Annotated in this window: 21 protein-coding genes and 2 tRNA genes; 9 read left to right on the top strand and 14 right to left on the bottom strand. The window is 32.4% G+C overall.

Annotated features, from left to right (window positions below; translation table 11 throughout):
* Positions 1-99: 99 nt before the first annotated feature.
* The 5 genes from JJ847_04485 to JJ847_04505 form a co-directional block, all read right to left on the bottom strand.
* Positions 100-825: an FtsQ-type POTRA domain-containing protein gene (locus tag JJ847_04485; protein ID MBO6960141.1), complete on the bottom strand. Its 726-nt coding sequence runs from the start codon at positions 823-825 to the stop codon at positions 100-102.
* On the bottom strand, positions 822-1,232 hold the full coding sequence (locus JJ847_04490; GenBank protein ID MBO6960142.1) for a hypothetical protein: 411 nt from the start codon (positions 1,230-1,232) through the stop codon (positions 822-824). The genes JJ847_04485 and JJ847_04490 overlap by 4 nt, the downstream gene beginning before the upstream one ends.
* 9 nt (positions 1,233-1,241) lie before the next feature.
* Positions 1,242-2,309 carry a D-alanine--D-alanine ligase gene (locus JJ847_04495; GenBank protein ID MBO6960143.1) on the bottom strand — a complete coding sequence of 356 codons (1,068 nt, stop codon included), beginning with the start codon at positions 2,307-2,309 and terminating at the stop codon, positions 1,242-1,244.
* Positions 2,310-2,322: 13 nt separating this feature from the next.
* Positions 2,323-3,714, bottom strand: a complete 1,392-nt coding sequence (miaB, locus tag JJ847_04500) for a tRNA (N6-isopentenyl adenosine(37)-C2)-methylthiotransferase MiaB (GenBank protein MBO6960144.1) — start codon at positions 3,712-3,714, stop codon at positions 2,323-2,325.
* Between the two features lie 72 nt (positions 3,715-3,786).
* Positions 3,787-3,859 (bottom strand) — tRNA-His (locus JJ847_04505).
* Between the two features lie 129 nt (positions 3,860-3,988).
* Between JJ847_04505 and JJ847_04510 the strand changes: the two genes are divergently transcribed.
* A complete protein-coding gene (locus JJ847_04510) occupies positions 3,989-5,221 on the top strand; it encodes an amidohydrolase family protein (protein MBO6960145.1) in 1,233 nt (410 codons plus the stop codon).
* A gap of 36 nt (positions 5,222-5,257) precedes the next feature.
* Positions 5,258-6,613, top strand: coding sequence for an FAD-binding oxidoreductase (locus JJ847_04515; protein ID MBO6960146.1), 1,356 nt, complete (start codon positions 5,258-5,260; stop codon positions 6,611-6,613).
* Here the strand turns inward: JJ847_04515 and JJ847_04520 are convergent.
* From JJ847_04520 to murA, 4 genes are all read right to left on the bottom strand, one after another.
* Positions 6,610-7,842, bottom strand: a complete 1,233-nt coding sequence (locus JJ847_04520; protein MBO6960147.1) for a bifunctional folylpolyglutamate synthase/ dihydrofolate synthase — start codon at positions 7,840-7,842, stop codon at positions 6,610-6,612. The genes JJ847_04515 and JJ847_04520 overlap by 4 nt on opposite strands.
* A gap of 11 nt (positions 7,843-7,853) precedes the next feature.
* Positions 7,854-9,029, bottom strand: coding sequence for an aspartate aminotransferase family protein (locus JJ847_04525; protein MBO6960148.1), 1,176 nt, complete (start codon positions 9,027-9,029; stop codon positions 7,854-7,856).
* A 5-nt stretch (positions 9,030-9,034) separates the two neighbouring features.
* Positions 9,035-9,116 (bottom strand) — tRNA-Leu (locus JJ847_04530).
* Between the two features lie 533 nt (positions 9,117-9,649).
* On the bottom strand, positions 9,650-11,020 hold the full coding sequence (gene murA / locus JJ847_04535) for a UDP-N-acetylglucosamine 1-carboxyvinyltransferase (GenBank protein MBO6960149.1): 1,371 nt from the start codon (positions 11,018-11,020) through the stop codon (positions 9,650-9,652).
* Between the two features lie 293 nt (positions 11,021-11,313).
* On the opposite strand from murA, the gene JJ847_04540 reads away from it, so the two are divergent.
* The 4 genes from JJ847_04540 to JJ847_04555 are packed head-to-tail and all read left to right on the top strand — an operon-like array spanning position 11,314 to position 15,129.
* Positions 11,314-12,054, top strand: a complete 741-nt coding sequence (locus JJ847_04540; GenBank protein ID MBO6960150.1) for an RNA methyltransferase — start codon at positions 11,314-11,316, stop codon at positions 12,052-12,054.
* Positions 12,055-12,062: 8 nt separating this feature from the next.
* Positions 12,063-13,502 carry a dihydrolipoyl dehydrogenase gene (gene lpdA, locus JJ847_04545; GenBank protein ID MBO6960151.1) on the top strand — a complete coding sequence of 480 codons (1,440 nt, stop codon included), beginning with the start codon at positions 12,063-12,065 and terminating at the stop codon, positions 13,500-13,502.
* 12 nt (positions 13,503-13,514) lie between these two features.
* The gene (gene trpC, locus JJ847_04550) at positions 13,515-14,402 is read left to right on the top strand and encodes an indole-3-glycerol phosphate synthase TrpC (protein ID MBO6960152.1); all 888 of its coding nucleotides are present in this window, start codon (positions 13,515-13,517) and stop codon (positions 14,400-14,402) included.
* A gap of 55 nt (positions 14,403-14,457) precedes the next feature.
* Positions 14,458-15,129 carry a hydantoin utilization protein A gene (locus JJ847_04555; GenBank protein ID MBO6960153.1) on the top strand — a complete coding sequence of 224 codons (672 nt, stop codon included), beginning with the start codon at positions 14,458-14,460 and terminating at the stop codon, positions 15,127-15,129.
* Here the strand turns inward: JJ847_04555 and sodX are convergent.
* The 3 genes from sodX to JJ847_04570 all read right to left on the bottom strand — a co-directional run bounded on the left by sodX (position 15,088) and on the right by JJ847_04570 (position 16,613).
* Positions 15,088-15,480, bottom strand: coding sequence for a nickel-type superoxide dismutase maturation protease (gene sodX / locus JJ847_04560; GenBank protein MBO6960154.1), 393 nt, complete (start codon positions 15,478-15,480; stop codon positions 15,088-15,090). The two genes, JJ847_04555 and sodX, sit on opposite strands and share 42 nt — an antisense overlap.
* Before the next feature lie 8 nt (positions 15,481-15,488).
* Positions 15,489-15,962 carry a superoxide dismutase, Ni gene (gene sodN, locus JJ847_04565; protein ID MBO6960155.1) on the bottom strand — a complete coding sequence of 158 codons (474 nt, stop codon included), beginning with the start codon at positions 15,960-15,962 and terminating at the stop codon, positions 15,489-15,491.
* A gap of 78 nt (positions 15,963-16,040) precedes the next feature.
* Complete coding sequence (locus JJ847_04570) at positions 16,041-16,613, bottom strand: FKBP-type peptidyl-prolyl cis-trans isomerase (protein ID MBO6960156.1); 573 nt, start codon at positions 16,611-16,613, stop codon at positions 16,041-16,043.
* Positions 16,614-16,700: 87 nt separating this feature from the next.
* On the opposite strand from JJ847_04570, the gene JJ847_04575 reads away from it, so the two are divergent.
* Positions 16,701-18,188, top strand: coding sequence for an acyltransferase (locus JJ847_04575; protein MBO6960157.1), 1,488 nt, complete (start codon positions 16,701-16,703; stop codon positions 18,186-18,188).
* Here the strand turns inward: JJ847_04575 and mnmA are convergent.
* On the bottom strand, positions 18,181-19,338 hold the full coding sequence (mnmA, locus tag JJ847_04580) for a tRNA 2-thiouridine(34) synthase MnmA (GenBank protein ID MBO6960158.1): 1,158 nt from the start codon (positions 19,336-19,338) through the stop codon (positions 18,181-18,183). The genes JJ847_04575 and mnmA overlap by 8 nt on opposite strands.
* Positions 19,339-19,383: 45 nt before the next feature.
* On the opposite strand from mnmA, the gene JJ847_04585 reads away from it, so the two are divergent.
* Positions 19,384-20,949 carry an NAD(P)H-hydrate dehydratase gene (locus tag JJ847_04585; GenBank protein ID MBO6960159.1) on the top strand — a complete coding sequence of 522 codons (1,566 nt, stop codon included), beginning with the start codon at positions 19,384-19,386 and terminating at the stop codon, positions 20,947-20,949.
* Positions 20,950-21,090: 141 nt separating this feature from the next.
* Positions 21,091-22,032, top strand: a complete 942-nt coding sequence (locus JJ847_04590; GenBank protein ID MBO6960160.1) for an RpoD/SigA family RNA polymerase sigma factor — start codon at positions 21,091-21,093, stop codon at positions 22,030-22,032.
* Here JJ847_04590 and pdhA read toward each other — a convergent pair whose 3' ends face one another.
* Positions 22,033-23,070: a pyruvate dehydrogenase (acetyl-transferring) E1 component subunit alpha gene (gene pdhA, locus JJ847_04595; protein ID MBO6960161.1), complete on the bottom strand. Its 1,038-nt coding sequence runs from the start codon at positions 23,068-23,070 to the stop codon at positions 22,033-22,035.
* Positions 23,071-23,209: the final 139 nt, after the last annotated feature.

Below are 23,209 nucleotides of genomic sequence, written 5' to 3' on the forward strand. Positions count from 1 at the left end.
TCCTTAAATATTTATTTGATAAATATTTGAAAGTAAATGCTAAACCCCTATCAACACTACATTAATTAAAAAAAATTATTATGAATTGATTCTTAAATATTAGGGTTTGAACACTTTTATTTTTGGTTTATTTGGATCAGTAAGGTCAATACTATCTATTTTTTCAGACAATTTATTTTTTTTAAATTCGATTTTTAGTTTATTGATTATCTTTAATTGATAGTCGATTAGTTTTGGATTAAATCCTAAATATATAGTTTTTAAATCCCTCTCTTCAATAGTTAAAAATCCATTTGGAGAAAAAGTTATTTTAACTATCTCAAATGCATAATTTTCTTGGGCAATTAATATATCGGATAATGTTTTTTTAAATTTTTCTTTCCACCCAAAAACTTGTATGGTTGATTTGCTCAAATTTATATTGCCTGCATTTTGTTCATTGATGAAAATTCCATCTTTATCAATGAAGCCTACTATTTTTTTCTCGTTTAATATCCTTTCACCGTATGCTATTGGAGTTCTTGCATCAAGATGAATCATCAAACCAAAGGGTAAAATTTGTCTACTTACTGAAACATTCTTGAGCGACAAATTTTGTTTTAATTCCCTTTCTAAATAAATAGGGTTAATAGAAATTAACCGAATTGGAAGTTTTAAAGATGAATTATTTATAACATCATTCTGGGAGTATAATTCACTTCCTGAAATTCTAATGTCCTGAATGTTGACTGTTTTAAGGGTTTTTAGAACAATTGAGCTTGTTGAAAATAAAAATAAAATTAGAAATAAAAATCTTGTATTGTTAATTTTCTTTTGGTTTTTCACAAATCACATCGAGCTTTTTCCATCAATTGGTCCATCCATTTTCTTGCTTGTTCTGCATCCGAAAATGGTACATCCATCTCTTTCCCATTGCCTACCAACCTCAACCTACACTTTCCCTGAGATTCATTAGTTAGAGGTGCTTCTCCTGATGTTAGCGCCATTAACTCTACTAATTCTAGTTTCTTGATCGTGAAACTATCTTTTTCTTCAAATTTACCAGCCTCAAATGCGCTCCATCTTAATTTCCCGTCTTTTAATGATGCTGCACCTGAACTATCTAACTTACATAATTCAGAACCATTCGCCCAGCTCCTAAAAAGATTTTGCCTTCTTCTTTCTAACCATCCTAGGGCAGTTAGTAAAACAAAAATTATGAGTAAGGGTAACCAAAGAAGACCATGCAACATTTATTTGAATTATAAATCAAGAGATATATCTACCAGTTTAGCCACAAGTTGCTCAATATTTAAACCTGAAGCTTTCCAAAGCATTGGAAACATACTGTTTTTTGTAAAACCAGGAATTGTATTTATTTCATTTAAAAAAATTTTATTTGATGACTTTTCTAAAAAGAAATCGACCCTTGCAAAACCAAAAATATTTAGTGCTCTACAACTTTGAATAGTAATTTCTTTAATTTGTTTGGTGATTTTATGATCTACTTCAGCTGGGATAGTTATTTTATTTTTTTGTTTATATTTTGAATCGTAATCATACCAATCGCTTTGGTACTTTACTTCACCTATCTCAGAGGTTAAAAGTTTTGAATTTCCAATTATTCCGCATTCAACTTCTCTTACCTCTAAACCTTCCTCTACTAAAATTCTTGGATCTATTTCCAATGCCTTTTCTAATGCTTGTAATATTTCTGATTCATTAATGACTTTAGAAATGCCAAGAGATGATCCAGAATTAGATGGTTTAACAAAAACAGGAAGATTTAATTTACTTAAAATCTCATTAATTAACTTATTTCTTATTCCTTTATCTTTGAAATCTTCATTTTGAAAAACTAGATAATTAACTTGTGGAAGTTTAAGATGTGAGAAAATCCTTTTCATCAATATTTTGTCCATTCCAAGCGCAGAGCCTAGAATTCCACATCCAACTATGGGTTTCTTAGTAAACTTTAGTAATCCATGAATTGATCCATCTTCACCATTGAATCCATGCAGAAGAGGAAACCAAATATCAACATCTTGGAATGCAATTCCTTCTAGGAAGTTTATTCTTGTAGGATTAATAATTACTCGTTTTTTTCTGGGATTTTTTTCAATTTCACTAATTAAGATCTCTTCTGAGAGATCATTATCAAGCCAATCTCCATTTTTGTTTATATAAAAAGCCTTAACCGTAAAGCGATGATTATTTATTTTTGAATTGAAGGCTTGATACACTGTCTTGGCAGATGATATCGATACTTCATGTTCATTGGAATAACCACCAAATATTAATCCAATACATTTTTTCTTTTCACCAATCATTTAGAAAAAAAATTTAGCAAAGTTCACCTGATAAAGAAAAAGATCTTGCTTCATTTATGAGAACTTCTATCTCATCTCCCAATGAAAAATTAAATTTACTTTTTTGGGGAATCTCTACGAAAGTTAATCTATTCGTCCTTGTTCTGCCCATAATTTGTGAAGAATTTTTTGGATTTATACCCTCAATTAAAATACTTTCAATATTATTAATGTATCTTTGGTTTCTGGTCTTAGCAGTTTTCTCGACCAATGCATTAATTTCCTGCAATCTAACTTTTTTTACTTCTTCAGGAATTTGATTAGTCCATATTGCCGCCGGCGTATTTGGTCTAGGAGAGTATGCAGCTGTATTTACTTGATCAAAGCCAATTTCTGATATAAGCCTTAATGTATCTTGAAATTGCTGTTCTGTTTCTCCAGGGAAAGCAACTATCGCGTCAGCTGTAATTGACGCATCTGGCATTAATGATCTTATATTTTCAATAATATTTTTATATTTTTTTATGGTGTATCCTCTAGACATCTTCTTTAAAATTTCATCATTTCCACTTTGAAAAGGAATGTGGAAATGTTCGCAGATCTTATCTAGTTCATAACAAGCTTGAATCAATCTCTTTGAAAAATATCTCGGATGACTGGTAGCAAATCTTATCCTACGTATCCCACTAATATCATGAATATAATACAAAAGATCAGTTAGTGTATTTTCCTTTCTCCCCTCTTTTGTTGTTCCAGGAAGATCTCTCCCATAAGCATCAATGTTCTGCCCCAAAAGAGTAATTTCTTTGAAATTATTTTCAGCTAATTTTTGTATTTCACTTTTTATGGCACTTGGATATCTTGATTGCTCTTTTCCTCTAACGGAGGGAACAACACAATAAGAACATCTTTCATTACACCCATAAATTATATTGACCCAACCACAGATTGAGCTTTCTCTTCTCGCACTTGTGATATCTTCAGAAATGAAGGTATCCTCAGTTGCGACAACTTGATTGCCTAAATCAACTTTTTCTAGAAGATTCTCTAGGTTATTAACGTGTTGAGGCCCCATGACTAAATCAAGTTCAGGAACTCTTCTAAGTAAGGACTCCCCCTCTTGCTGAGCAAGGCAACCTGCAACAACTAGTTTAAGGCTTGGTGTTTTATGCTTTCTTTTTGCTTGTTTTCCTAAAAAACTATAAACTTTTTGTTCGGCATTATCTCTTATTGTGCACGTATTGTATAAGACCAAATCAGCGTTTAGTTCATCCTCTGCTTTGACGTAACCCATTTTTTCTAACGTTCCAGCCATTCTTTCTGAATCGGCTTTATTCATTTGGCATCCAAATGTGGTAATCCAATAACTGGCAATAGTAGAATCCTTTTGAAAGTTTTTTTCTTCTTTTTTTGTTTTTGTTAGCACTTTGCTAGGAATTTTTTATGATTCTTTAATTCAAAATTACAAGTTAAATGATTTTTATGTAATTTTTTTGAGGGCGAGCGAGGGGATTCGAACCCCCGAATAGCGGCGCCACAAGCCGCTGCCTTAACCACTTGGCGACGCCCGCCTCATATTTATAAATTTAACAACTTAAGGGCAATTTTTCATAGTTATTTTTATCTTTTAGCGAAATTTGAATTATTTTCCCCATTTAGTAAAGTTTTCTAATGTTTTAAAATAAAAGAAAATTAAAAATTTGAGTAATTCTGGCACAGCTGACGTTCTTATTCCTAGAAGTCTTTGTTCAATTGAAGATTTTGATAACCTCAATATTGATGTAGAAGATCTGTGCTCACTTTCTATAACTTGGGATAATGGATTTGTTTCTGAATTAAAGCCATTAGAAATTAAAGATAAAAAACCAAAAAATATTTTATTCCCAAGATTTGTTGAGGCGCATTCGCATTTTGATAAATCCTTTACATGGGCAGATTTTCCTAATATGGAATCAAACTATGAAGGGGCATTATCAGTAAATCTTAAAGAACATAAGACAAGAACTACTGATAAGGTCTTAGAAAGAGTTGAGAAATCATTGGAACTTGCCATAAAAAACGGATACCGAGCTATTCGGAGCCATATTGATACATATCAAAGTCAATCGATTGAAATTTGGATTGAACTTTTTAAATTACAAAAAAGATTTTTATCTAAATTGACATTACAATTCGTCGCTTTAGCTCCATTGGAATTTTGGGATACTTCAAATGGAGAAAAGTTGGCAAATCTATTATCCGCCAATGGAGGGATCTTAGGAGGTGTTGTTGTTCCCCCTTTCAATAAAAAATATATAGACAAACTTCTTACGAAGATGCTACTTCTCGCGAGTAAATATAATTTAGAAATTGATTTGCACATAGATGAATCAATTATTGAGCCTGGAGCAGGAATAAAAGTTTTATTAGAAACAATCGAACATTCAAAAATTAGTGTTCCTATTACTTGTAGCCATTTGAGTAGTCTTATTTCTCTCAAAAATAGCGAAATTTTATGTTTAGGAAAAAAAATGGCTGAGAGAAATATAAAAGTTATTGCTTTACCATTAACAAATTTTTGGCTGCTAAATCAAAATAAAAAAAATACCCCTTTTAAAAGACCAGTTGCACCAATTAAGCAATTACAAAAATCACATGTGGATGTATCTATAGGTAGTGATAATGTTCAAGATCCTTGGTATCCGTTTGGTAATTTTGATCCCTTTTACATGATGTCTTGCTCAATACCTATGCTACAACTTAATCCGTGGGAGAGAATGACTATATCTTCTATTTTTTTAGCCCCAAGCAGATTATTGAAATTAAAGTGGGATGGTTTAATAAAAGAGGGATGCCCTGCTGATTTCGTAATTCTGGATGCAGAAAGGTGGGCAGACATTTTTTCGAGTACTTTAAATAGAAAAGTATTTATTAAAGGCAAATTACATCAATAATAGATTAAGTTAGATACAAGATAAAAAAATTTATTAATGTTATCAAATAATCAAAAATTTAAAGATAAATTTAGGGATATAAATAACCTAGAAATAATTGAAAGTGAAGCTGAAATTAAAAAACTATCAAAAGATTTTTATAACTACTCTCCAATTCTTACTAAAAAATTAGATGGATGCATTGCTGATTTAGTTGTAAGACCTAGTGATCATAATGCTGTAAAAAATGTGGCAGAAATTTGTTGGGAATTTTCTATACCTCTTACTTTAAGGGGTTCAGGTACTGGTAATTATGGACAAGCGGTCCCTTTGTTTAGGGGAGTTGTAATGCAGATGAATCACTTTAATAAGTTAGAAGAATTTGATCCTGATACAGGTTTTGTGAAAGTACAGTCTGGATGTTTAATGGGAGAATTGAATAAAGCATTAGAGAAATATGGGAGGGAATTAAGGTTACTTCCTAGTACTTGGAAAAGCGCTACGATTGGAGGATTTGTTGCAGGAGGATCAGGAGGTATTGGATCGATTAGGTGGGGATTTTTAAGAGATCCTGGTAATCTGATAGGCTTAGAGGCAGTAACTATGAATGAAAAACCTGAATTGTTAATTTTTGATGCTGAAGAATCTGAACCTTTGAATCATGCTTATGGGACTAATGGAATAATTACTTCTTTATTACTTGCTACTGATATCAAACGTAAGTGGTATTCTATGGTTATCCACTGTATTGAATTTGAAAAAACAATAGAAATATTAAAAACTCTTACTAGTGCAGCACTTGATCTGAAATTAGGAGCAATTTTGGAAGAAGAAATTGTAGAACAAATGCCTACATGGTTTAGAAGTAATTTTAGAGGTCATAAATTATTGATTCAATCTACTCTTGGAGGAATAAAAACCATAGAGCTGATTTGTAAAAAATTTAAAGTTGAATCTTCCGTTCTTGGAGAAGAAGAAAAACTCATTAATGGAATTTCTGAAGTTGTTTGGAATCATACAACCCTGCATATGAGGTCGAAAGATAAAAATTGGACATATCTTCAGATGCTTTTGCCCATGAATAATGAACTAGAATTGATTTACTTTTTGAAAAAAAAATGGGGTAAAAAAGTTCTTTGGCATATAGAAGCAGTCTCTCAGCAAGGATTACCACGATTAGCTGCTTTGCCTGTACTTAAGTGGAACGGGGAAGAAGAATTAAATGAAATAATAGAAGATTGTAAGAAACTTGGAGCTTTTATTTTTAATCCCCATGTTTTAACTGTCGAAGGCGGTGGTCTTGGGGTGGTGGACGCTGATCAAGTAAAAGCAAAACTAAAATTTGATCCTAAAGGGCTTTTAAACCCCGGTAAATTAGAGGGTTGGTCAATAAAAGAACAATTTAATATTTAACCATTGTGCTTATTTGCAAATTTAATAAATTCAGCTACTAAATAAATAGAACCTGTTAAAACAGGATGATTAGTTGGCCACTTCTTAAGGGTAAATAAATACTCAATTGCAAATTCAAATTTTTCAAACTCAATTATTTTTTGAGAGTCAATTTCTTTAATATGAGGTAGATCCTTTAATTGCCAACTAGGGTGGTTTGGGACTGGCACAAGTAATAATGAATCATTTTTCTCAAGAAGTGTTTTTAATATTGAGTACATATCTTTTTGTCTTTGGACACCTAAAATCCAATAAATTCCTTCTTCTTCATTTTGCCAATTGCTTCGCTCGATTGAGAGTGCTTTTGCCGCTGGATAATTATGAGCACAATCTACAAGAATTTTTTTGTTTGAATAATTTATTATTTCTAACCTTCCATTCCAAGTTGTTTTTTTAAGACCTTCAGATATATATTTTTCTTTAATATTAAATCCAAATTTATTGAGAGCTTCAATTGCTCCAACGGCGACGGAAGCATTTTGTCTTTGGAAAATTCCTTTTAAACCAAGCTCATAGCTTTTTGAAATTGAATCCTTCCAGATAATTTCTGCTCCAACCTCTTCCACTTTTTTGTTAATTAAATTTTCAACTTTACTGTTTTGAAAGCATGAGATAACAATTGAGTTTTTTTCAATAACGGCTAATTTTTCCTTGGCAATTTTCTCAATCGTATCTCCAAGAAATTCTTTATGGTCTAAGCCAATATTCCCAATAGCAATTATTGGTCTTAATTTATGGGCTGTTGTCGCGTCTAATCGTCCTCCTAATCCAGCTTCAAGAATGAGTAATTCAACTTTTTTATCGTCAAAAAAATTCAGTGCGCAACAAATAATTTTTTCAAAAGGAGTTAATTCATATTTCGCAAAATTTTCTTCAATCAATGTATAGATTTTTTCAAAATCAGTTTTGTTAATATTTTTTTTATTAACCCTAATCCTCTCACATACATCAAAAAGATGCGGAGAAGTAGTTACTCCAAAAATTTTTTTTGATTCAAAAAGTATACTTTCTAAATATGCTGCGATTGAACCTTTCCCATTGGTTCCAATAATTTGTATTGCAGGTATATTTTTGCAAGGATTGCCTAGTTCTTGAAGTGCTTTTTTAATTCTAGATAAACCTAACTTGATATTATCCCTTTCATTTTTGGGTGACATTAATTCAAAAAATTTTAAATTTGCATTTTTCAAAATTAAAATCTTTATAATTTATCAAAAATTGAATTTAGCTTATCTAAAAGAATATTAATTTCTCTTCGAGATATAACTAGTGGTGGAACAATCCTTACAACATTTCCTCCTGCAGGAACTACTAGTAAGCCTTTATCAAAAGCTTCTAATGTAATTATTTTTGCATCAGCATAATTTTCATTGATAACAAGACCTTGTATTAAACCTAGTCCTCTTTTACCTCTAATAATATTTGGAAATTTTTTTGACAATTCTTCAAACCCAGCTCTTAATTGTTGCCCTCTTAGATAAACATTATGGATAAGATTTCTTCTATTTATTTCTTCCAATACAGTTAAGGCAGCTTTACAGGCGAATGGGTTCCCTCCAAAAGTGCTTGCATGATCTCCTGGAGTAAAAATGTTAGCTTTTTCTTTTACTAGTAATGCTCCAATTGCATGGCCCCCTCCTAATCCTTTGGCGAGGGTGAATCCATCAGGTTCAATTCCTAAATTCTCATAACCCCACATTTTTCCAGTTCGACCTACCCCACTTTGGACCTCATCTAAAATGAGAAGAGAATTATATTTATTACATATATCTCTTAGTTTTTTAAAAAATATTTTACTTCCTGGAATTACCCCCCCCTCTCCTTGTATTGGTTCAACTAATACACCTGAAATCTTTTGACCATTATTTTTACAATCTTCAAATAATTTTTTTACTGAATCAAAATTGTTAAATTCAAAAAACTTAAACCCTTTTATCATAGGTTCGAAACCTTGCTGATATTTGGGCTGACCAGTCGCACTCAAGGCTGCCAAAGTTCTACCATGAAAGCTGGATTTTGCCGCTAGAATAATAGACTCTTTACCCTCATTTGTTGTATTCCCAAATTTCTTAATTAATTTAATAGCTGATTCATTTGCTTCTGCGCCACTATTGCAGAAAAAAACGCTTTCGGCACAACTCATATTCGTTAGAGTTCGGCTTAATTGTTCTTGTTCTTCAATGTGGTAGAGATTTGATATGTGTTGAATCTTTTTTAGTTGCGTTGATAGCCTCCTTCTTAAAACTCTGTCGCTATGACCGAGGCTACAAGTCGCTATACCTGCAACTGCATCAAGATACTTTTTACCTTTTTTATCCCATAGCCAACAGCCTTTTCCTTTTTTAAAAGATATATCGAATCGACTATAGGTATCCATCAAAGTGGGAGCGGTCGGACTTGAACCGACATACCCGAAGGTGCCGCATTTTGAGTGCGGTGCGTCTACCAATTCCACCACGCTCCCAAGGCTTTTGAAAAATAATGAACTTTTCTATTATAACAAAAATCATTTTATTGACTATGCGCTTGGTAATGGAAGATCCACAAAATCTCGCTAGTTATTTTTTAAAATCTATTAGATTCATATTTATTGGATTTACTGATAAGAATAAGATAAAAATGAAAATGTAAACACTATTGATACATTATTGCGACTAAAAGCAAATGAAAGTCTTTTTTTTTAAGAAGTTTGCTTCATAATTAGTAATATTATGTTATGATAAATTTATATTTAAAAAGAACAATGTCTAAGACTCAAGCAAAAAAATTATCTTTAAAATTTGCACCTTATCTATTTATTGCGGTAACTGTTTTGACAGCATTTGGGTCTAATAATGGGATTTGGGTATGAATGGATATAAATTTAGTGGTTTAAATAAATTATGGTCTAGTCGCTTTTTAGTGTTGTTCTTACTTTTTTTAGGCTGTATTTCACTTATCAATATTGCTTACGTTTAGGTTAATTTACTGAGTTTAAAAGAATTTAATTGTTGTAAATTAAGCTGCTTTTACTTTTGAGATAGCTTCTGATCTAGGGTCAAGTATAATTTCATTCGCTTTAAAATTACTTTTACTTGTCTCTCTAATAATTTCGATACCTAATTTTTTTAGTTTTAATTCAAAATTTTCATAACCTCTATCTAAATGTTCTAATCCGTAGATCTTACTACTACCTTTTGCGATTATTCCTGCAATTATTAATGCGGCTGATGACCTTAAATCCGAGCCAAATAGATCCATTCCATTTATTTTTCTAACACCTTTGATGTGAGCGACGTTTTTGTTGAGTTTTATATTTGCCCCCATTTTATTAAGAAAATTAATATGATTCATTCTGTTTTCGAAAATTGTTTCAGTTATCTTTGATTCACCCTTGGCAATAGTCATCAAAACTGTAAATGGTGCCTGCAAATCAGTGGGAAATCCTGGGAAGGGTGCTGTGTCAATATCTACTCCATTAATCTCTTTACCCTTGATTGTTATTGAATTACCATTAATTGTTATTTTACTCCCACTCTCTTTAAGTTTTTTCGTTACCGCTTCAAGATGAATAGGAATCACAGGAGAAATTGTTATGGAAGAGAAAGTTGCGGCGGCAGCTATTAGAAAAGTTCCAGCCTCTATTCTGTCTGGAATTACTTTATGAGTACAACCACCAAGTTTATTAACACCATCAATAATTATTGTTTCTTTACCAGAATCGTAAATTTTTGCTCCCATTTTATTGAGCATTTGGCATAAATCCTGAATTTCAGGTTCTCTTGCAGCATTCTCAATAGTAGTTCTTCCCTCTGCTAATGATGCAGCCATTATTAAAGTTTCAGTTGCGCCAACACTAGGGCACTTTAATTTTATATGGGCACCATTTAATTTATTTTTCCTACCTTTTATTTTTGCTTTGACAATTTTTTCTTCAATAATTATTTCGGCTCCAAGTGCTTTAAGCCCATTTATGTGCTCAACTATTGGTCTTGAACCAATATCGCACCCTCCAGGCAAAGGGACTTTAGCCTTTCCAAATTTAGTTAATAGTGGACCTATACAAAAGAAACTAGCTCTTAGTCCATTAAAAAGTTCATCTGGAAGTTCCTTGAAAGAAATATTTTTCGAATCTATCTCTAATTTATTTTTTTCAAATAATAAATCAACTCCTAAATTTTTAAGGATATTCTCCATCTTTTCAATATCAGTAAGACGAGGAACATTTTCAAGAATTATTTTTTCATTAGTTAGCAATGATGCGGCCAATAATACTAATGCAGAATTCTTTGCACCACTTATTTCAACTGTTCCATTTAATTTACCTTGACCAACAACATTTAAGTTTTGCGATTCAGAATATGATTTATTTCTGCTTTCCCAAATCATTAATACTTAATTTTTTATTAGATTCATGATGACAAAATAAGAATACTTAGTCTACCCCATGTAACGTGGGGAATATTAATAAAAAATAAAAAATTTGTTTATTAAAAAAGCAAATAAACTTTTAAAAGTTATTGATCAAAACTTTTACGGAATTAAAATGTAGTTGATAACAAATTTTCAAATTACTCATAGAAAATACTTTTTTAAAAATAACTAGTAAAAACAATAATCTAGTTAAAAGATTTAGATCATTTAAAAGTGGATCGTCCCCAAAAGATCAAAACTTTTTTTGCATAGAGGGTACACATCTTATTGAAGAATTGTTGAAGTCTGGAAAAAATCCCTCTAAAATTTTAGTTACCGAAAAATGGCTAAAAAAGAATCAAAATCTAAGCAAAAAATTTAATCAGTCATTAATAAATACTGTCTCAGAGGATGTTTTGGCATCTGCGATTTCAACAATTAATCCAGATGGTATAGCAGCCTTGGTAGAGATTTCAGCAATTCCTAATTATCAATTTAATAGAAAAGATGATTTTGTTCTTGTTCTCGACAGGATTCAAGATCCAGGGAATATGGGTAATCTTTTTAGAACTGCTTTAGCTGCTGGTGTTGATGCAATTTTTTTAGCTGGTGGTGCGCACCCATTAGGCCAAAAGGTGTTAAGGGCATCTTCTGGTGCGGTTTTTCATTTGCCGTTTTTAAGATTTGATGGAACTGAAGAAGAAATATTAAAAACTTTATTAAATTCTTTATATGAATTGTCAAATCTTGGATTTAAGATTTTTTCTACTAGTAGCCATAATGAAAGTTCAAAAAACTCTTCAAAACCTTATTGGGAAATTGATTGGACTAAGTCCACTGCATTAATTTTGGGTAATGAGGGTCGAGGTATTCATAAAAAAATTCAAGAAGCTTTTAATGAAACAATTACAATTCCGCATAGTAAGCTTGTAGAATCTTTGAATGTGGCTTGTGTTGCAGTTCCGTTATTACTAGAACGAAAAAGAGTCGCATACACCTCTAATAAATAAATAAAAAAGTGACTGATTCAAGTTTTGATTTTGATTTAATCGTAATAGGAGCAGGATATGGAGGTTTTGATGCCGCTAAACATGCTGCTGGTAAGGGACTAAAAGTCGCAATTGTAGAATCTTCTGATATGGGAGGTACTTGTGTTAACAAGGGTTGTGTCCCCTCTAAAGCTCTTTTGGCTGCAAGTGGAAAAGTCAGAGAAATAGCTGATTATGAACATTTAGCTAAATTTGGTATTCATGCTTCCCCAGTAAGGTTCGAGAGATCAAAAATTGCAGATCATGCAAATAATTTAGTTTTAAATGTTAGAGAAAATTTGACGAAAACTCTTAAAAGAAGTGGAGTTGAAATTATTTTGGGCATTGGCAGAATTGAAGGAAATCAAAAAGTAGGTGTAAGAGATAAAAACGGAATTGATAAAATTTTCACATGTAAGAATATTGTTATAGCGACTGGTTCTTCGCCTTTTGTTCCTCGTGGAATAACTTTGGATAATAGGACTGTCTTTACTAGTGATGATGCGGTTAAACTTGAATGGCTTCCAAGATGGATAGCTATTATTGGAAGCGGATATATAGGATTAGAATTTGCTGATGTTTATACCGCGCTTGGTTGTGAAGTTACCATGATCGAGGCTTTGGAAAATATTATGCCAACATTTGATCCTGATATCACAAAAATTGCAAAGAAGAACCTTATTCAAGCAAGAGATATAGACACGAAATCAAATGTCTTTGCGACAAAAATAACACCTGGATGTCCTGTAAAAATAGAACTCACAGATGCTAAATCTAAGGAAGTTGTAGAAACTTTAGAAGTTGACGCTGTTCTAGTGGCAACTGGCAGAAGTCCTAATAGTAATAACTTAAATCTTGAGTCGGTTGGGATCGAAACAGTAAGAGGTTTTATTCCTATAGATGATCAAATGAGAGTTAAGAATAGTGATGAAATAATACCTAATATTTGGGCTGTTGGAGATGTAACAGGCAAACTAATGCTTGCTCATACAGCTGCAGCGCAAGGAACTATTGCTGTTGATAATATTTGCGGTGGTAACGTCGAAATTAACTATAAAAGTATCCCTGCGGCAACCTTTACTCATCCTGAGATAAGTTCAGTTGGTCTTTCTGAAGCCGAAGCTAAGGAGTTATCTGCGAAAGAAAATTTTAATTTGGGAGTTGTTAAAAGTTTCTTCAAGGCTAATTCAAAAGCGTTGGCTGAATTGGAGAGTGATGGATTATTAAAGTTGATTTTCAATAAAGATAATGGGAAAGTTTTAGGTGCTCATATTTACGGGTTACATGCAGCTGATTTGATTCAAGAAATTTCGAACGCTATTTCAAGGAACCAAGATGTAATTGAATTATCTAAAGAAGTTCATACTCATCCTACTCTTAGTGAAGTAGTTGAGGTCGCATATAAACAAGCGGCTTCTCAAATAAAATAATATCTAAAATTAATGGAGATAAGACGCAGGCCACCAAATCCAACTGTAAGGGTAGAAAATTTAGAATATGCTGTGCCTCATAGAGAAGCACAAGCAAAAAACATTCTGGAAGAAATTGTATGGCACAAGGATATCGAAATTAAGAATTTTAAAAAAATAGTTTCATTAGAAGATCTAATAAAAAAGATTGAAATACTTCCTGCACCTAAAGATTTTTATAAAAATATCTTGGGGTCAAAAATAAAACCAGGAGTAATTGCTGAAATAAAAAAAGCTAGTCCGAGTAAAGGAGTTATAAGAAAAGATTTTAATCCTGAAGATATAGCAATTCGTTATGAAAGATCAGGTGCATCATGTATCTCAGTACTTACTGATAAAAAATTTTTTCAAGGGAGTTATGAAATACTCGAAACTGTAAGGAAATCAACTAATCTTCCTCTACTCTGCAAAGATTTTATTATTTCTGCTTATCAGATTTATAAAGCAAGGGTATCTGGTGCTGATGCAATATTATTAATCGCTGCGATTTTAAGTGATGACGATTTAATTTATCTCAAGAAAATAGCTGATAATTTAAAGATGAGCGTCCTTGTTGAAGTCCATAATGATGATGAATTAGAAAGGATCCTAAAGTTAAAATCTTTTAATTTGATTGGAATAAATAATAGAGACTTAAAGACTTTTAAAACGGATTTAAAAACATCAATAGAATTGATGAATATTTATGCAGATATATTTCTAAAACAAAATATTCTTCCGATTAGTGAATCAGGAATTAATTGTGCCGAAGATTTAGATTCGCTTAGATCTATTGGAATAAAGGGAGTATTAATTGGTGAAACTTTTATGAGAGAAAGTAATATTGAAAAATCTTTCAAGAAATTATTTAACTCAATTTAATTTTGACTTCGAATCGTGCTATAAAATTGAGTAGACAAAGTTGTATTGAATATATATGCAGGCTGTAATTTTAACAGGTATTGTTGCAGGATTTGTGCATGTTGTTAGTGGTGCTGATCATCTAATCGCAATGGCACCAGCAGCGATTAATAATCCCCAGAAAGCTCTTAAAAATAGTTTCTCATGGGGTTTAGGACACTCCTCAGGTGTTCTCTTGTTAGCTTTCCTTGCGATTTTTATTAAGGATATTACGCCATTAAACAAATTTTCCAATATTGCCGAATTCCTAGTTGGAATTTCTCTTCTAATTGTTGGAGTATTTGCTATTAAAAATTCTTTTAAATTAAGTATCCATTCTCATTCCCATAAGCATGAGAATGGAATTGCCCATCGTCACTTTCATTTTCATGTTAAAGAACAAAAAAATAATAATAAACACTCACATGCTTTAACAGGTTTAGGCTTGCTTCACGGTATAGCTGGAGGTTCGCATTTTCTTGCAGTTCTTCCTGCTTTAGCATTACCTTTAACAAGTGCTTGCTTATATTTAATTTCATATTTGATTGGTTCACTAACAAGTATGAATCTTTTTACTTGTTTAATAGCTTTTACCACCTTTAAAGCAAGTCAAAAATTTATTAAAAGATTAATAGCTGTAGCAGGAGGGCTTTCTTTTTCTTTGGGATTATTTTGGATTCAAAGAAGTGCTTCTGTTTTTTTGAATTAAAAAATTTTTTAATTTAGGAATAATTAATTTAGAGGTGACTATTCCAATTATTTTTTCATTATTGATTAATCCAAATTTATTACTATCTTCGCTAAATTCAATATTATCTCCAAGAACCTCAATATTATTTTGATTCACTGTATTTATCCTTTTTATTAGGTTTTTATTTTTAAGTGGATGATTAAAAATAACTATTTGTCGATTTTTTAGTATTGATTTATTTTTTTTATATTTTTTAAAAAATACAATATCCCCTTCTTTTAGGTAAGGTAACATCGATTCACCACTAATAATGGCTGTTTTTCTTAAACCTAAAAAAAATAAAATAAAATCAAAAAAACTTTTGAAAATAATTCTGATTAACTAGCTTTTACAAAAGCGTCTGATCTTCCTTTTGAAGCCCAGAAAATATTATGAATCTTTTCGACATAACTCATGAGTTCTTCAGCTTGAGCTAAGTCAATATTAACTTTGCATGCACTGCATAATTTGGCGGCCTTCCAAATGGTTTCATGTAAGTCTGGATAAGTTTCTAAGTGAACTGGTTTAAAGTAATCTGTCCACAAAATTAGAATTTCTTTCTTTGTTTCTTTTGCTTGCTCTTCTTTAACTGCAACATATCTAGAAAATGTATTACTGTATGTAGCCCACTCTGCTGAATCAGTGCTTGAAGGAGCTTCTAGTGCAATAAGTTTTTTTGTCATTGATAAAACTGCTTCAGCAGCAACTCTTGTTGATGCTGGATCGTAAACACCACAGGGGCCGTCACAGTGAGCATGGACTGGCATTGGGGATTTTTTATCTAGAAAAGAATTGATGAATTTAATTAGCATTTCAAATATTTGGAGTTGTATACATTTTACTTGGAGATTTACTAAATTGAAAAGTCTTAGATAATTTTCTTACTTAATTTAACTGACTTTTAATAATTCAACTTCAAATATCAATGTTGCATTTGCAGGAATCACATTTCCTGCTCCTCTTGAGCCATATCCAAGCTCTGGAGGAATTGTTAATTTTCTTTTTCCTCCAACCTTCATGCCTGCGACTCCCTCGTCCCAACCTTTTATTACTCGTCCAGCCCCCAAGGGGAAGGAGAATGGTGCTCTACCGATACTTGTATCAAATTGTGTTCCGTCTTCTAGAGTACCTGTATAATTTACAGTAACTGTTTGGCCAGCTCTGGCTTCATCACCTTCACCAATAAAGATGTCTGCAATAATTAGACCACTTTCTGTTGTTCTTGAATTATTGTCTGATTGTGTTTCGTCTGCCATAGCAAATAAAATAGGATTTGGATCTGATGGGTCTAATTCAAATAAATTATTATTTGAAACATTCGTTGATTGTACAACAGGTGCTTCTTGAGATAATTCATTTTCGGATTCAATAGCATTAACAATTTGAGGAGAATTAAATTGACTGAAAAGAGTTAATGAAACGCAAAAAACAAAAACTGCAAAGCTAATAAAAACTTCTTTCACTTAAATCTTGAAAACTACTAGATCCAATACTACAGAATAAAGGTACAATAAATGGATGATTTTAAATTTAATTTCTAAAAATTTAGATTGTTAATTCCAAATCAAATCAAAAGTTTAAGACAATATTTATATCCGTGTTTAGGTGGCATATCTGGGGGTATTTCTGTTGCAACTAATTTTTGGCTGATTCTTATGCCGATATCTTTATTTATTTTATGGAAAGGCAGTGAAAGAAGAATAGCAAATTTTTGGTGGGGGTTTTTCTATATTTTTATAAGTCATTCATGGCTTTATGATCTTCATCCATTAACATGGCTAGGTTTTTCATGGCTTTCAAGTTTAGCAATTAGCATTTCAATATTATTAGTTTGTTCTTTTTTAGGTGGGCTTTTAGTTTATTTATGGGGGCTTGTAGTTGAAATAATTCTCTGGAGAGAAGATGTTTTTAAAATGAATATTATACCCTTAATCGTAAAAGTATTTTTTTTATCTTTAACTTGGGGTATTGGTGAATTATTACTTTCTCAAACACCTTTTTTTTGGATAGGTATAGGAGAGAGCCTTGTCCCAGGTGATATTTATCTTGCTGGTTTGTCAAGATGGATTGGTGCAAGTGGCTTATGCGTATTACAAATATTTATTGGATTTTGGATTTTTTTAATTCACGGTAAATGGAGAAGAAAACTTAAATTTAAAAAAACATTAATTTTTGGACTTTTGGTTATTATTTTTTTACATTTATTTGGAGGTTTAACAACTCAAATAAAAAGAAATCATGAATATCCAGTGGCGATTTGGCAAACCAACATACCAACAAGAGAAAAATTAAAAATAGATGATGAATATATCAAAGAAAAAATATCTGTCGCTCAAAATTACGCTTTAGCAAATAAAGCAAAACTTCTTGTTGCTCCTGAAGGAACACTATCTAATAACTTTTATTTATCTAAAGGCATTAAGGTTAATACTCTGGCAGGAGGTTTCAGGAATTTCGATAATGAGTTAAGAAGTTCTTTACTCGGATTTCAAATTGGAGATAAATCTTTTACCTCTTTCATAGATAAAAATAGACTTGTTCCATTAGGTGAAAAAATACCTAGATTACTGAATAGTTTTTCAAGAGGATTATCTGCAGTAGGAGGAATTCAACCAGGCTCTGATTCAAGATTTTTTAATCCTAAATTTACACCCCCATTAGCAGTAGCTATCTGTTACGAAATTAGTGATGGAGTAAAAATAAGAAAGGCTTTCAATAGCGGTGCAAAACTAATAGTGACTGTAGCAAATTTAGATCCCTATCCAATTAAGCTGTATAATCAATTCCTATCTCTGTCTAGACTAAGAAGTATCGAAAATAAGAAAAATAATTTACTTGTATCAAACACAGGCCCTTCGGGGTTAGTTCAGGATGATGGAAAAATAATTCAAATGCTAGATTTAAATGTTGAGCAAAATGAAATAGTGTTCCCTAATTTTTCATCCGAAAAGACTTTCTACACAAAATTTGGAGATAAACCTATTTTGTTTTTGTTTATATTTTTTATGGGATTAAATATTTTTTGGAAAATTAATTAATTAGTCCACCCCCTAATAAAATTTCTCCTTTATAAAAAACTGCAGCTTGTCCTGGCGTTACCGAACTTTGACTTTCTTCAAAAACCAATTTAAATATTTTCGTTGGATTATCTGAATTTTTTAAGGGAATTAAAGTTCCTTTTACTGGATTACTTCTATACCTAATTTGTGCTTCTACTTCTATCTCTTGATTAGGTTCTTCGATTGAAACCCAGTTAACCTTATTAATTGTTGCTTCTTTTTTAAAAAGATCACTTTTATTTGCTACAAATACTACGTTTTTTTCTCTATCTAAACTCTTAACATATAGTGGTTCCGGCCAAGCAATACCCAAACCCTTCCTTTGACCGACTGTAAAGTGCTGGATACCATTATGAGTTCCCAGAACTTTTCCATTTACATGTATGATTTCTCCTTCTTTGGGTTCAATGTGCTTATCAATAAATCTCTGCATCGATCCATAGTGCTCAACCAAACATAGATCTTGACTTTCTGGTTTTTCTGCAGTCCTTAGGCCTAATCTCAGAGCTTCTTTTCTTGTCTCTTCTTTTTTCATTTCACCAAGAGGAAATTCTAATCTGCTTAGTACTTCTTGTGAAAGACTATAAAGAAAATAGCTTTGGTCTTTATTTTCATCAGCACCTCTGAGAAGAAGGAATTTCTTAAATTTCAAATCTGCGCAACTATGAATTTCAGCAGTAGATAATTTTTTAATCCTTGCGTAATGACCAGTCGCAATATGAGTAAACTCTTTTTTGTTTATTGCGTAATTAAGCATCTCTTCAAACTTCACGTTCTTGTTGCACATAGAACATGGAAGGGGAGTAAATCCTTTCTCATAGCTTTCAGTAGTTTTTTTTATTACTTCTTTTTCAAAAATTTCTCTTGAATCTATTATTTGATGATGAATTCCTAAATCTTCACAAAGGCCAGCAGCATCAACTAAACCTTCAGAACAACAAGAACCTTGTCCTTTCATTAACCATAGAGTTAGTCCTTCAACATTCCAGCCACTTTCAACAAGCAGAGCGGCTGTAAGTGAACTATCTACACCACCAGAAAGGCCTACAATGATGTTTTTATTCTTATTGGTTTTATTATTAGTAGAAAAACAGTTCTCTAATTTTTTATCCTTTTGTGTTTTTAACATGGAAGTTGAATTTTTGAACAGTACTTAGATTACTCAGTACTAATTATGAATGAAATTGGTTGGCCAACAATTGATTCAAAACATTTGATTGTTGATTCAAAGCAAATGTTGATACTAGAGAAAGAAATGTTTTCAGATGGGATGCCCCAAGAAGCACTTATGGAGAAAGCTGGGATCCAAATTAGTTTATGGCTACAAAAAAGGAAGCCTCTTCTTAAGCACGGAATAACTATCGCAATAGGTCCTGGACATAATGGTGGGGACGGCGCAGTAATAGCGAGAGAGCTTTTCTTGAAAGGATATTTAGTCAAGGTATGGTGCCCATTTCCTATTAAAAAAACATTAACAAATAAACACATTAATTATCTTACATCTATTGGTGTCACAAAATTAGTAGAGCCTCCTAATGCAGATGGTAAAGAGCTCTGGATTGATGCGGTTTTTGGCAATAATCAGATAAGAAAGGTTGATGAAAAATTAATTAAATTATTTAATCAAAAATTTCATAACAAGTCAGGCAAGATAGTAAGTATTGATGTTCCTACGGGATTATGTCCTAATAGGGGAAAGCCATTCTTTGATAATGCAGTAAAAGCAAACTTCACTTTAGTTATTGGTCTTAATAAGATTGGTTTAATTCAAGATACTGCGCTTCCTTTCATTGGAGAATTGCATCATATCGATATAGGTCTACATAGTAGTACCTTATCTAAGGTCGAAAAAAAATTTTTAAAAGTTACTTTTAAAGACTTAGCAAATCTAGATTTACCTTCTCTTCCAAAAAATTTCCATAAATACAGAAGAGGAAGAACACTACTAATTTCTGGAAGTCAAAAATATCCAGGAGCTGCATATTTGGCTTTAAGAGGGGCTATATCAAGTGGTGCAGGCTGTATCTCTGCGGTACTTCCTGAACAAGTTGCTACATCTATTTGGCAAGTTGCCCCAGAAATAGTTCTTAAAGGAGCTATGCAATCTAATCAAATGGGAAGTGCCTCTTTATTCAGTGCATTAAAGAATATTGATTTAAGTGCATATGATTCATTAGCAGTAGGCCCAGGGATAGGTATAGATAATGATGATTGGCAAAAATCACAGGATTACCTTATTGGTTTTGAGGGGTTATTGATTTTGGACGCCGATGCACTCAATAGAATTTCGGTATCTAAACTAGGATCAAAATTCTTCCTTGAGAGAAAATTCAAAACATGGATTACACCTCATAGCAAAGAATTTTTTAGGTTATTCCCACATATAAAATGTGAAACAAATGTTGGGTTAGCTCTAAAAGCGGCAAAAGAATTTAATATTAGTGTTTTATTGAAGGGGGCTAACAGCATAGTTGCTGACGATAATACAGCATGGCAACTTTTCGGAACCGATTCTCAGACAGCGAGAGCTGGGTTAGGTGATCTTTTACTTGGATTTGTTGCTGGTAGTGCTGCGATTGATTTAACATGTCATAAAAGTATAACAACTGATTTTCTTGCGAAATATGTACTTTTACATTCATTTGCCGCATCAAAGTGCAAAAAGGGGTCAAATGCATCTGCTATTGGAGATGCATTATCAAGATTGATGAGAAAAAGGAAAACGAGGCAAATATCTTGAAAGAAACAATTTAATAGAGTTATTTTTAGTTTTAAACACATAAACTTACAAATGTTACGTGAAATCTGAAGCGCGCATTAAATATTTGGCTATTTCTTCAAAAGTGTAGGAAAGTTTTAGTACCTCAATTTAGGTAAAAATATGGTTTCGTCTATCCCAGCGCAAGCTGAACCACAAAAGAGAAGAGGTAATGATCCAATAAGTTGGTATCTACAAAACATTGGTAGGGTTCCCCTCTTAACCCCTGCTGAGGAAATCGAATTGGGTAATCAAGTTCAAAAAATGATGGTCCTTACAGAAGATGGCCAAGTTAATGAAAAAATTAAAGAATTTACAACACAGCAAAAAAGAACAATAAAGATTGGAAGAAGAGCAAAAGAGAGAATGATGAAAGCTAATTTAAGATTAGTTGTTAGTGTTGCAAAAAAATACCAAGGTAAAGGTCTTGAACTTCTTGATCTTGTTCAAGAAGGATCTCTCGGTCTTGAGAGGGCTGTTGAAAAATTCGATCCTACAAGAGGATACAAGTTTTCCACGTATGCTTTTTGGTGGATTCGTCAGAGTATGACAAGAGCAATTGCTTGTCAATCACGAACTATTCGTTTGCCTGTACATTTAAGTGAAAGATTAGCATCTATAAGAAAAGTTAGTAGAGATTTAGCTCATAAACTTGGTGCTATGCCAAGCCGAATTGAGATTGCAGAAGCAATGGAAATTGATGTGGAAGAATTAGATTCTGTTTTAAGGCAAGCCTTATCAACAAGTAGTTTAGATGCTCCTGTTAATGGGGATGATGGCAGAAGCTTTTTAGGTGATTTGATCGCAGATAGTAATAACGAAGAGCCTTTAGATCAAGTTGAACAAAAAATGCATCAAGAACAACTTGGTAAGTGGTTAAGCCATCTAAGTGAACAAGAACAGCATGTAATTAAATTAAGGTTTGGACTTGATGCTAATGAGAGACATACCCTCGCTGAAATAGGAAGATTATTAGAAGTTTCTAGGGAGAGAGTGAGACAAGTTGAACTTAAGGCATTAAGAAAATTAAGAAATTTAACTAGAAAATTACCCAGTAGTATTTAACTAATCTTCCGCCCATATATATTTTGTTAACTCGTCAGAGGGAGGTTCAGGTGCTTCTAGAGCATTTTTAACGGATTCTGATATCTCCGAATCTATTTTCTTTTCAATATTTTTTAATTCTTCTTGCGTTGCAAATTTACCATCAATAATTTCTTGAGCTAATTTCTTAATAGGATCTCTTTTCCCCCAAAATTCCTTCTCCTTCTCAGACCTTAATTCATCAGGATCTGCAAGAGAATGGCCTCTATATCGATATGTTAAACATTCTAGAAGAGTCGGCCCCTCGCCTGCTCTTGCACGTTCAATTGCTCTTTGAGCCGCACCTCTAACTGCTAATACATCCATCCCATCAACTTCTTCACCATGCATTCCGAAAGCGGAGGCTTTTCTCCAGATTTCAGGATTGCTAGTCGCTCTATCATGCGCCATACCAATAGCCCATTTATTATTTTCAACAACAAAAATTATTGGTAATTTCCATAATTGGGCCATATTTAAACATTCAAAAAACTGTCCGTTATTGCATGTCCCATCTCCAAAGAATGCTGCAGTTACAGCGTCACTACTATTATTGCCAGCAACTTCCCTTTTGTATTTACTTGAGAAGGCCGATCCTAAAGCCACTGGAATACCTTCTCCAATAAAGGCATAACCTCCTAATAAGTGATGCTCTCTTGAAAATAAGTGCATAGATCCGCCTCGACCTTTACTACAACCTGTTGCTTTACCGAAAAGCTCACTCATCACTTCAAAAGAGGGAACACCTGCACTAAGTGCGTGGACATGATCGCGGTAGGTACTACAAAACCAATCGTGTTTTTTTTTCATTGCGCCAATTACACCTGTGCTAATTGCTTCTTGACCGTTATATAAATGAACGAAACCAAACATTTTCCCTCTGTAATACATCTCTGCACACTTATCTTCAAATCTGCGTCCAAGTATCATATCTTCATAAAGAAATAAACCGGTTTCTCGATCTAAATCCGCTTTTTTTGTATCTTGAAGATTTGAAATTCTCTCTACGTGTGTTTCCAAGAAAATACCTTAATGAAGTTTTGATTTGATAACATTCTAAGACGTGAAGGTCGATTTTCATGATTTTTTTTAAAAACTCTGTAAAGCCATATGAAAAAAATTTTTTAACTTGATAAAATTTATCTAAGAATTTTCAATA

The organism is Prochlorococcus marinus CUG1438 (genome assembly GCA_017644325.1).
Taxonomy (GTDB): Bacteria; Cyanobacteriota; Cyanobacteriia; order PCC-6307; family Cyanobiaceae; genus Prochlorococcus_A; species Prochlorococcus_A marinus_AA.

Bases quoted from the DNA above. Each gene is read 5' to 3' on its own strand.
- JJ847_04490 (MBO6960142.1), bottom strand. From the start codon at position 1,232: ATGTTGCATGGTCTTCTTTGGTTACCCTTACTCATAATTTTTGTTTTA.
- JJ847_04495 (MBO6960143.1), bottom strand. From the start codon at position 2,309: ATGATTGGTGAAAAGAAAAAATGTATTGGATTAATATTTGGTGGTTAT.
- JJ847_04515 (MBO6960146.1), top strand. From the start codon at position 5,258: ATGTTATCAAATAATCAAAAATTTAAAGATAAATTTAGGGATATAAAT.
- JJ847_04525 (MBO6960148.1), bottom strand. From the start codon at position 9,029: ATGGATACCTATAGTCGATTCGATATATCTTTTAAAAAAGGAAAAGGC.
- murA (MBO6960149.1), bottom strand. From the start codon at position 11,020: ATGATTTGGGAAAGCAGAAATAAATCATATTCTGAATCGCAAAACTTA.
- trpC (MBO6960152.1), top strand. From the start codon at position 13,515: ATGGAGATAAGACGCAGGCCACCAAATCCAACTGTAAGGGTAGAAAAT.
- JJ847_04555 (MBO6960153.1), top strand. From the start codon at position 14,458: ATGCAGGCTGTAATTTTAACAGGTATTGTTGCAGGATTTGTGCATGTT.
- sodN (MBO6960155.1), bottom strand. From the start codon at position 15,962: ATGCTAATTAAATTCATCAATTCTTTTCTAGATAAAAAATCCCCAATG.
- mnmA (MBO6960158.1), bottom strand. From the start codon at position 19,338: ATGTTAAAAACACAAAAGGATAAAAAATTAGAGAACTGTTTTTCTACT.
- JJ847_04585 (MBO6960159.1), top strand. From the start codon at position 19,384: ATGAATGAAATTGGTTGGCCAACAATTGATTCAAAACATTTGATTGTT.
- JJ847_04590 (MBO6960160.1), top strand. From the start codon at position 21,091: ATGGTTTCGTCTATCCCAGCGCAAGCTGAACCACAAAAGAGAAGAGGT.